The sequence below is a fragment of the Protofrankia sp. CiP1_Cm_nod3 genome (assembly GCF_982290655.1).
On record NZ_CEVIVD010000045.1, the window covers coordinates 20,524 to 28,918 of the forward strand.

Genomic DNA, 8,395 nt, shown 5'->3' on the forward strand with positions numbered 1-8,395 from the left:
CCGCGCGGCCGGGCCTGCTCCGGATGGATGCTGGTTGACGCCGGCGGTGATCCAGACGGCATCCCGCATGATCGAACATCCGCTGGACATGACCTATGCCGTATCGGCATAACCTCGCCGGGCCGCCGACAGCACCGTAGGAGGGGTCAGGAGGCCAGCCAGGCCAGGAGGGTACGTACGCCCCAGCCCGTCCCGCCCTTGCTGATCTCGCCGTCGTCGGAGTCGGAGCGGGCGGTGCCGGCGATGTCCAGATGTGCCCAGGGCAGGCCACCGGTGAACTCCCGCAGGAAGAGCGCGGCCGTGATCGACCCACCGGAGACGTTCAGCGCGCTACCGGTGTTCGCCAGGTCGGCCACGGTGGACTCCAGCGCCGGCCGGTAGTCCTCGACCAGCGGGAGGCGCCACACCCGTTCGCCCGCGTCCGCCGCCGCGGACGAGAGCTGCTCGGCCAGGACCTCGTCGGAGGCGAACAGGCCGGCCGTCCTGCGGCCCAGCGCGATCGTGACCGCGCCGGTGAGGGTCGCCAGGTCGACGATCGCGTCCGGTGCCAGGGTGGCGGCGTAGGCGAGCCCGTCCGCGAGCACCAGGCGCCCCTCGGCGTCGGTGTTGAGCACCTCGACGGTGGTGCCGCCCCAGCAGGAGATGACGTCCCCGGGCCGCAGCGCGCCCCCGCCGATCATGTTCTCGGCGAGGCAGAGCAGCGCGGTGACGCGCCCGGGAGCCCGCAGGGCCGGCAGCGTCACCATGGTCGCCAGGACGGCCGCGGCGCCGGACATGTCGGTCTTCATGGTGGTCATGGACGTCGCGGGCTTCAACGACAGGCCACCGGAGTCGAAGGTGATCCCCTTGCCCACCAGCACCACGTGCCGGGCGTCCGCCGACGCGCGCGCCCCGTCCGACGAGGGGCCGCCGGCCGAGGGAGCGCCGGCCGAAGGGCCGCTGTAGGTCAGCCGCACCAGCCGGGGTGGGCGTGTCGAGCCCGCGCCCACCGCGACCAGCCCCCCGAAGCCCTCGCCGGCCAGTTCGTCGGGGCCGAGCACCTCGACGTCGAGGCCGGCGGCCCGGCCGAGCTCGACCGCGCGGTCGGCGAACCAGGCCGGTGACTTCAGCAGGCTCGGCGTATTGATCAGATCACGGGCGAGGTGGACGGCACGAGCGGCCGCGGCGGCGGCGGCGAGCGACGCCCGCAGGCCGACGTCGTCCGGATCCGGGACGACGAGCGTCACCTCACGCAGGATCCTCGACGGCTCGTCGGCGACGTCGGGCCCGGCATCGGCGGCGGACTCGACACCAGTACCGGTACCGGCAGGCTCAACGGTGACGGGCTCAACGGTGACGGGCTCGGCAGGGGTGCCGCCGAGGCCGGGGTCATCGGCATGACCAGCCGCGCCGCGCGGCGCGCTCGTCCCGCCCACCGCGGCGGCCGGATGCCCGCAAGCGGCGAACGGCCGGTAGGAGGCCAGCGCCAGGCCCTCGGCAAAGGCCCGTGCGGCGGCCGCGTCCACACCGGCCCGGGCGTCGGCGAGCACGGCGGCCCGGTCGGCCGGCCCGGCCCGGCGGGCCAGCGCGGCACCGGCGGCCCGCCACGCCGCCGCGTCCCGCTTGCCGGCCCCCACCAGCAGCAGCTTACGCGGGCCGGCAGCACGCCCCAGCGGGATGGCGATCACCTCGCCCTGGTCACCGCTGGCGCGTTCCCCCGCAAGCAGAAGATCAAGATCGATGCCGAGGGACTCGCCGACCGCGCGCCCGGCCGGGGTGACCACCGCGAACGCACCCGCCTTCTCCGGCGGGAGGGTCAGCAAAGCCAGCACCGGGGCACCGGCGTCCAGCGGGGCGCCGGCCCACGGCCTCACAATCGGCGGACGGGCAGCAGCCCAACCACTGTCCACAACGTCAGGCACGCTGGCTGCGCACGCTTAGCCGGCCGCCGACTTCAGGGCGTCCCCAAGATCTTTCGCTTCGTCAGGCAACAGCTCCACCACGAGACGGCCACCCCCTTCGAGCGGGACGCGCATGATTATGCTGCGCCCCTCTTTGGTGACCTCGAGCGGACCGTCACCCGTCCGCGGCTTCATGGCCGCCATCGGTGCACCTCTTCCTGCCGTCGGACCTGCTACCACCAGCGATTATCCCGGAGAACAGGCCGGGAACCGAAACACGTCACCCCGCAGCGCCACAACAGACACAGGCTGACAGGTCCGCAAACCACCAAAGGCACCCCCGGACCGCCAACACGAACACGATTCGAACCAACACCAACGATAAGGACACCGTGGACGACGGGAAAGTCACCGCCGTGTCGCCCGCACGCCACCCGCCGCGGCTCGACACAACAGCAGCACAACACGCCACGCCGCCGCCAGGGCCTGGCGGGGCGCCAGCAGCCCGCCGGCAGGCACGGCGCTGGCAGGCGTCAGCCCGGCGGCGGCGCGGGCAGCGGGCCGTGCGGGCCGTCCGGTGTGCCCGACAGACGCCGTATGCCGGCGGCGTCCGTCGGCTGGCGGGTGCCCGTGACATCCGGGCCCTCGGCCTGGCTGCCCCAGCCATCCTGGTCCGCGCCCCGGGCGGGCCAGGGGTAGCGATCGAGCCGGGCGAAGGAGGCCAGCCGCACCATCTCCTCGTCCCGCCGCGCGAGTTCGGCGTCACGCCAGGCGAGCTCGCCGGCAAGGCGCGCAAGCACCGCGTCCACGTCGGCCATCCGGTATCCCCGTAGCGCCATCTCGAACCGGATACCGGCCACATCGTCCGCGGACATCGTCGGTGACGGCAGGCGCTGGTCAGCCGCGTCGCGCGGAGCGGGCGACAACCGGTCGAACCTGCCCACCGCCAGGGCCGCGACAGCGAAGACGATGGCGGCGACAACCACGATCTCGACAGCGAGCAACACCCAACGATCGTTACACGGCTGGCGGAGTCCCGCCGCATGTGCCACCCCTTCCGCGCGCTTGCCGCCGTTGCCGGGCTGCTCGGGGAAGTCCGCGATGCGCGGCGGCCCCTGCCCACAGCCGGCCGGCGGCCCCTGCCCCTCGGCCGCGCGGCGGTCCGTGGACGGGTGACCAGCTAAGCTGGCCCGGATGCCCACCGACGTCGGGACCGCCGGTACGCCAGGAGCACCGGATGCCCCTCTCCCGGTGTTCCCCGCGGGCTGTGGTGGCGACCTGCGGCTCGGTTCGTCGACGTTCCACCCGTCCGACCTGGTGATCATGGCGATCGTCAACCGGACGCCGGACTCCTTCTTCGACCGGGGCGCCACCTACGGCGAGCGCGAGGCGCTGGCCGCCGTCGAGCGCGCGGTCGCGGAAGGCGCCCGGATCATCGACATAGGCGGGGTCAAGGCCGCTCCCGGTGAGGATGTCGACACCGCCGAGGAGCTGCGCCGGGTCGGCGGGTTCGTCGCGCTGGTCCGCGCCAGGCACCCCGACATCGTGATCAGTGTGGACACCTGGCGCGCCGAGGTCGGCCGGATCGTGGCGACCGAGGGCGCCGACCTGCTCAACGACGCGTGGGGCGGCGCCGACCCCCGGCTCGCCGAGGTCGCCGCCGAGCACGGGCTGGGCCTGGTCTGCACCCACGCCGGGCACCAGCCGCCGCGTACCCGCCCGCACCGGGTCACCTACGACGATGTGGTCGCCGACATCGTCGCCACGACGACCGGGCTCGCCGAACGCGCCAGGGCGCTCGGCGTGCGGCCCGAGGGCATCATCGTCGATCCCGGGCACGACTTCGGCAAGAACAGCCGCCACTCCCTGGAGGCGACCCGCCGGCTGCCGGAACTGGCCGCCACCGGATGGCCGGTGCTCGTCGCCCTGTCGAACAAGGACTTCATCGGCGAGGTCCTCGACAGCCCCGTGACGGAGCGGCTGGAAGGCACCCTGGCCGCGACCGCGGTGAGCGCGTGGCTCGGCGCCAGGATCTTCCGGGCCCACCAGGTGGCACCGACCCGGAAGATCCTGGAGACGGTGGCGGCGATCCGCGGCACCCGCGACCTCGCCGTCTCGCGCCGGGCTCTCGCGTAGCGACGTTGCGGACACGGCGCGGCCCCGCGCCCGGAACGGGCCTCCCGCGTTCCGGCGATCGCCTCCCGGGGCCACCGGAGCCCGTCACGAGGACGGGGCCGCCCGATTCCCGACACCTGTCCCGGACGTTACGGTGCCACCACTTCGCCGCCTATTCCGGCCCAGTTATTACGGAATTGTTGTGGACGTGAATCCCGTATGTCGTCACGGGCCGGATCCGCTCTGATTACCAGGCACCGGGATACCGCCCGCCCCGCCGGCCGCGCCCAGCGTGTGGCCGGCCCTGCCGCGAGGCCGGGCCGGCCACGGCGCGTACCTCCGGCGCCCGGCACGAAGGCAACGGGCAGCCGACGGCCGTTCCCCGGCGCCGTCGGGTCATGACATATTCCGGGCCCTCCGCCCACCACTTGTTGCCGGATGTGATTTCAACGGACACCTCGCGGGCCCCGGGCCTGGGGTAGGATTCACTTCTGCCACCGGACGGCAAGATCTTTTTATACATGTCGAGGGGGCCGGCCAGTGTCCTTCGAGTTCGACAGCCTGTTCAACTTCCGGGATCTTGGTGGACTGGCGCTGCACGACGAGCAGGCCACCCGGCACGGGCTCGTGTTCAGGTCGGACGCGCTGCACGGCCTGTCGGCGAGCGACCGCGGCTATCTCCTGGACGCAGCGGGAATCGGTGTCATCATCGACCTGCGGACGGCCGAGGAGGCCGACGGTGACGGGCTGCAGGACCAGCGCATCTTCCCGGAACTCGAGACATACCATCTCTCCGTGATGCCGGAGGGCCGGATCGGCCGGGAGCCGTTTCCCGACGGCCGCGATCCCGCGGCGCTCGCCGAGGGCTACTACAAGAACCTCATGGAAGGCTCAGCCACCATCGGGAAGGTTTTCGGCATCATCGCCGATTCCCTGGACAGGAACGTCCCCGTCCTTTTCCACTGTGCCGCCGGCCGGGACCGGACCGGTCTCATAGCGGCTATTCTCCTGAGCCTGGTCGGGGTCAGGAACGACGAGATCGCGCGGGACTTCCTGCGTAGCAACCACCACGCGCACCACATCGCCGCCCGGCTGGAGCAGAATCCACTGTACGGCGCGTCGAGCCCGGCCGGGCTCGGCCCGGCACTGCTGCAGGCCCGGACCATGGACATGTTCCTCGACCTGCTGCGGTCACGAAACGGCGGTGTCCTGGCCTGGGCGGCTTCGACCGGCATACCCACACCGATCATCGACGCGCTGCGCGCCGGTCTCGTCCCGGGTATTGCCGGCATCACCCGCTGATGCGCACGGCCGGTCCCCTTCCCGCTCCAGCCCTTCCCGCTCCGGCCCCTCCCACAGCGATCCCCCTACGACGGGTTCGCGTCATGACGCCGGCGCGCTCACCGCCGCCCGCGGCCGGCGGCCGGCCCGGCCAGATAGCGGTGCAGCACGTCCTCGGCGGCGTCGATCAGCCCCAGCGCGACGTGTTCGTCCCGGGTATGGGCAAGGTTGGGATCACCCGGGCCGTAGTTGAGCGCCGGGATGCCAAGGGCGGCGAACCGGGCCACGTCGGTCCAGCCGTACTTGGCGACGGGCGTGCGCCCCACCGCCTGGACGAACGCGGCCGCGGCCGGCGCGGTCAGCCCGGGCAGCGCGCCGGCCGCGCTGTCGGTCAGTTCGACCGGGAACCCGTCCAGGGCCTCCCGGACGTGACCGAGCGCCTGGATGACATCACGGTCCGGAGCGAACCTGTAGTTGACCAGGACCTCGCACGCGTCCGGAATGATGTTGCCGGCCACTCCGCCGGTGATCCGTACGGCGTTGAGGCCCTCCCGGTACACACAGCCGTCGATCGTCACCGTCCGCGGCTGGTAGCTGGCGAGCCGTTCCAGTAACGGCGCGGCCCGGTGGATCGCGTTCTCCCCGAGCCATGACCGGGCCGAGTGCGCCCGGCGTCCCGGCACCGTGACGGCCACCCGCAGGGTGCCCTGGCAGCCGGCCTCGATCTCGCCCGATGTCGGCTCCAGGAGCAGCGCGAGGTCGGCGTCCAGCCAGTCCCGGTGGTTCGCGGCCAGGCGGCGCAGGCCGTTGCGGACGGCGTCGACCTCCTCGTTGTCGTAGAAGACCCAGGTCACGTCGTGCGCGGGAACGAAGCCCCCGGACCATGCGGACGAAGCGACACCAGCGGAGCCGGCGGGCCCAGCGGGCGCGGCTGAGCCGGCGAGAGCGGCCGCCAGCCGCAGCATCACGGCCACCCCGGCTTTCATGTCCGAGGTCCCGCATCCGTACAGGTGCCCGTCCACCAGCCGGCTGGGCAGGTTGTCCGCGACCGGGACGGTGTCCAGATGCCCGGCGAGCAGCACCCGGGTCTGCCGGCCCAGCCCGGTCCGGGCCACGACCGCGTCGCCGTCACGGTCCACCCGCAGCCCGCCGAGGCCGGTCAGGGCCTCCTCGACCGCGTCCGCGAGCGTGCTCTCGGCCCCGCTCGGCGAGGGGATGTCGACGACAGCGCGGGTCAGCTCCGTCGCCGACAGGCTCAGATCAAGGCGCATGCCCGGGCTCACGTCGCTTCGTCTCCCCGTCGCTTCGTCTCCCTCGTCGGCATCTCTCCCCGTTGCCTCGCCTCCCCGGCTCAGGGTGCGACACCGTGCTCCCGCAGGACGTCGTTGAGCGCGAGCTTGTCGTGGATCTCGCCTTCGGCGAGGGTCCGCAGCACGAGGACGCACGGCAGCGCGTAGTCCCCGCCGGGGAACGACTTCACCCGGCTGGACCCGACCGCGACCGCCCGCTCGGGGATCTCGCCCCGGGGGTACTCCTCGCCGGTGTCCGCGTCGAAGACATGGGTGGACGCGGTCAGGATCGCGCCCGCGCCGAGCTTCGCGCCGCGACGCACCCGCGCGCCCTCCACGACCATGCACCGGCTGCCGATGAACGCGTCGTCCTCGACCACCACCGGCTTCGCGTTCGGCGGCTCCAGCACCCCGCCGATGCCGACGCCGCCGGACAGGTGCACCCGACGGCCGATCTGCGCGCAGGAGCCGACCGTCGCCCAGGTGTCGACCAGGGTGCCGGCCCCGACGTATCCGCCGATGTTGGTGTAGCTCGGCATGAGCACCGCGCCGGGCTCGACATACGCGCCCCAGCGGACGATCGCGCCCGGCACCACCCGCACCCCGTCGAAGGACGTCTTCAACGGCACCCGGTCGTGGTAGCGAAAGTCCCCGGCGGCGGACTCGGCCATCGGCAGGACCCGGAAGGCGAGCAGGATGGCACGCTTGGCCCGCTCGTCCACGACGACGTCACCGGTGTCGGTGACGTGGGCGACCCGCGCCTTCCCTGCGTCCAACAGGCTGACCGCTTCGACTACGACGTCGTACACGTCGCGGCCGTCCGGCGTCTCGGACACGTCGGGGTTCTCCCACAACGTGTCGATGACGGGATCGATGGCCGAGTCGACGGCTGGGCCGGCGGCGGAGCCGGCGGAGTCGGAAATCCTGGCTGAGCTGCTCACGGTCACGACCTTAACGAGGCGGACCAGCGGCTGCCCAACCGATTGCCTCCCCCGGCCCCGCCCGGGCCGGCCGAGAACACGATCAGCCTGTCCGATAAAGATCCCCGTATCGCACACCGACGGACACAGCAGAAACTCACCGACAGACCCGGCGGACCACCGACGAGACGTCTGCAGGCATACGCCAGCCGCTTGCTATCCGCTGCTTCCAGCAGCAGAATGCTGCTATGGTCACCGCAATCACGATTCGGGACGTCCCTGACGGGACCCGTGACGAACTCGCCGCGCGGGCCGCGCTCAGCGGCCGTTCCCTCCAGGAGTACCTGCGCTCCCAGTTGATCGAACTGGCCCGGCGGCCGGACGCGGAGGTGCTGCTCACACGGGTCCGTGACCGCAAGCAACGCGTTGGCAGCCACCTGTCGGTCGAGTCGATCCTCGGCCACCATGACGCCGACCGCAGATGACCCTCGTCGTCGACTCCGGTCTCGTGGTCGCGGCACTCGTCGACAGCGGCCCGGTCGGGACCTGGGCGGACCACCTGCTTGCCACCGATGACCTGGCCGCGCCTCATCTCATGCCGGTGGAGGTCACGAATGTGCTGCGGCGGGCCGCCCTGGCCGGTGAGATCTCGGCGGACACCGCCGCCCTGGCCCACGCGGACCTGCTGAGCCTACGGGTCGAACTGTTCGCCTACGAGCCGTTCGCCACCCGGGTGTGGGAGCTGCGGGAGAACATCACCGCGTACGACGGCTGGTACGTGGCGCTCGCCGAGTCGCTGGACGCCAAGCTTGCCACCCTGGATCTCCGGCTGGCCAAGGCCACCGGCCCCCGCTGCTCCTTCACAACCCCGTAGACCGAAGGCACCCCACCATCCGGGCTTTCCCCTCGC

9 protein-coding genes are annotated in these 8,395 nt (G+C 72.2%); 4 read left to right on the forward strand and 5 right to left on the reverse strand.

All coding sequences use genetic code 11. The features are described 5' to 3' along the window. Positions 1–146: 146 nt before the first annotated feature. The 3 genes from AC5LUJ_RS11175 to AC5LUJ_RS11185 form a co-directional block, all read right to left on the reverse strand. Positions 147–1,811, reverse strand: a complete 1,665-nt coding sequence (locus AC5LUJ_RS11175; protein ID WP_493464905.1) for a leucyl aminopeptidase family protein — start codon at positions 1,809–1,811, stop codon at positions 147–149. Between the two features lie 105 nt (positions 1,812–1,916). Continuing rightward, positions 1,917–2,084, reverse strand: coding sequence for a DUF3117 domain-containing protein (locus AC5LUJ_RS11180; RefSeq protein ID WP_013872340.1), 168 nt, complete (start codon positions 2,082–2,084; stop codon positions 1,917–1,919). Between the two features lie 329 nt (positions 2,085–2,413). Then, positions 2,414–2,887 carry a DivIVA domain-containing protein gene (locus tag AC5LUJ_RS11185; protein ID WP_250283607.1) on the reverse strand — a complete coding sequence of 158 codons (474 nt, stop codon included), beginning with the start codon at positions 2,885–2,887 and terminating at the stop codon, positions 2,414–2,416. 187 nt (positions 2,888–3,074) lie between these two features. Here AC5LUJ_RS11185 and folP point away from each other — a divergent pair, with 187 nt between their 5' ends. Then, positions 3,075–4,016, forward strand: coding sequence for a dihydropteroate synthase (gene folP, locus AC5LUJ_RS11190; RefSeq protein WP_250283606.1), 942 nt, complete (start codon positions 3,075–3,077; stop codon positions 4,014–4,016). A 519-nt stretch (positions 4,017–4,535) separates the two neighbouring features. Next, on the forward strand, positions 4,536–5,297 hold the full coding sequence (locus AC5LUJ_RS11195; RefSeq protein WP_250283604.1) for a tyrosine-protein phosphatase: 762 nt from the start codon (positions 4,536–4,538) through the stop codon (positions 5,295–5,297). Between the two features lie 98 nt (positions 5,298–5,395). Here AC5LUJ_RS11195 and dapE read toward each other — a convergent pair whose 3' ends face one another. Both dapE and AC5LUJ_RS11205 read right to left on the reverse strand, forming a co-directional pair. After that, the gene (dapE, locus tag AC5LUJ_RS11200; protein WP_250283602.1) at positions 5,396–6,547 is read right to left on the reverse strand and encodes a succinyl-diaminopimelate desuccinylase; all 1,152 of its coding nucleotides are present in this window, start codon (positions 6,545–6,547) and stop codon (positions 5,396–5,398) included. A gap of 80 nt (positions 6,548–6,627) precedes the next feature. Continuing rightward, positions 6,628–7,506 (reverse strand): 2,3,4,5-tetrahydropyridine-2,6-dicarboxylate N-succinyltransferase, encoded by an 879-nt coding sequence (locus tag AC5LUJ_RS11205; protein ID WP_250283600.1) that lies wholly within the window; start codon positions 7,504–7,506, stop codon positions 6,628–6,630. Between the two features lie 227 nt (positions 7,507–7,733). Here AC5LUJ_RS11205 and AC5LUJ_RS11210 point away from each other — a divergent pair, with 227 nt between their 5' ends. Beyond that, the gene (locus AC5LUJ_RS11210; RefSeq protein ID WP_250283598.1) at positions 7,734–7,970 is read left to right on the forward strand and encodes a FitA-like ribbon-helix-helix domain-containing protein; all 237 of its coding nucleotides are present in this window, start codon (positions 7,734–7,736) and stop codon (positions 7,968–7,970) included. Continuing rightward, complete coding sequence (locus AC5LUJ_RS11215; protein WP_250283596.1) at positions 7,967–8,359, forward strand: type II toxin-antitoxin system VapC family toxin; 393 nt, start codon at positions 7,967–7,969, stop codon at positions 8,357–8,359. The genes AC5LUJ_RS11210 and AC5LUJ_RS11215 overlap by 4 nt, the downstream gene beginning before the upstream one ends. The last annotated feature ends 36 nt before the right edge of the window (positions 8,360–8,395 follow it).

Excerpts from the sequence above, each read along its gene's own strand:
- folP (WP_250283606.1), top strand. The coding sequence starts at position 3,075 with ATGCCCACCGACGTCGGGACCGCCGGTACGCCAGGAGCACCGGATGCC.
- dapE (WP_250283602.1), bottom strand. The coding sequence starts at position 6,547 with ATGCGCCTTGATCTGAGCCTGTCGGCGACGGAGCTGACCCGCGCTGTC.
- AC5LUJ_RS11215 (WP_250283596.1), top strand. The coding sequence starts at position 7,967 with ATGACCCTCGTCGTCGACTCCGGTCTCGTGGTCGCGGCACTCGTCGAC.
- AC5LUJ_RS11180 (WP_013872340.1), bottom strand. The coding sequence starts at position 2,084 with ATGGCGGCCATGAAGCCGCGGACGGGTGACGGTCCGCTCGAGGTCACC.
- AC5LUJ_RS11210 (WP_250283598.1), top strand. The coding sequence starts at position 7,734 with ATGGTCACCGCAATCACGATTCGGGACGTCCCTGACGGGACCCGTGAC.